Origin of the sequence: Ensifer sp. ZNC0028 (assembly GCF_000799055.1) — a bacterium.
In the GTDB taxonomy this organism is placed as follows: Bacteria; Pseudomonadota; Alphaproteobacteria; order Rhizobiales; family Rhizobiaceae; genus Ensifer.
In genome coordinates this window covers 1-579 of record NZ_JTLA01000242.1, presented here as the reverse complement: position 1 = coordinate 579, position 579 = coordinate 1, and the positions used below count along the sequence as shown (strand labels likewise).

General features: G+C 61.7%; 1 protein-coding gene. It reads left to right on the top strand.

Translation table 11 applies throughout. From position 1 onward, the window contains the following. Window positions 1-579 (top strand): zinc-binding dehydrogenase (locus tag L981_RS32815; protein WP_043627075.1); only part of this gene is annotated, 579 nt, incomplete at both ends.

The following is a 579-nucleotide window of genomic DNA, read 5'->3' as shown; positions in this document are numbered from 1 at the left end:
GCGAGTTCGTCTGCCTGCCGGAATATAACGTCGTGCCGATCCCCGAAGACGTGCCCGATGAAGTGGCGGCGATCTTCGATCCGTTCGGCAATGCGGTGCACACGGCGCTTTCCTTCGATCTCGTCGGCGAGGACGTGCTGGTCACCGGCGCCGGCCCGATCGGCATCATGGGGGCGCTGGTCGCCAAGCGCTCGGGCGCGCGCAAGGTTGTCATCACCGACATCAACCCGACGCGCCTCGCACTCGCCAAAAGCGTCGGCATCGATCATGTCGTCGATGCGTCGAAGGAGAACCTTGCCGACGTGATGAAGGCGATCGGCATGACCGAAGGTTTTGACGTCGGGCTGGAAATGTCGGGGGCAGCGCCTGCCTTCCGCGACATGATCGACAAGATGAACAATGGCGGCAAGATCGCCATCCTCGGCATTGCACCCGCCGGCTTCGAGATCGACTGGAACAAGGTGATCTTCAAGATGCTCAACCTCAAGGGCATCTACGGCCGTGAGATGTTCGAGACCTGGTACAAGATGATTGCCTTCGTGCAGGGCGGCCTCGACCTTGCCCCGGTCATCACCCACC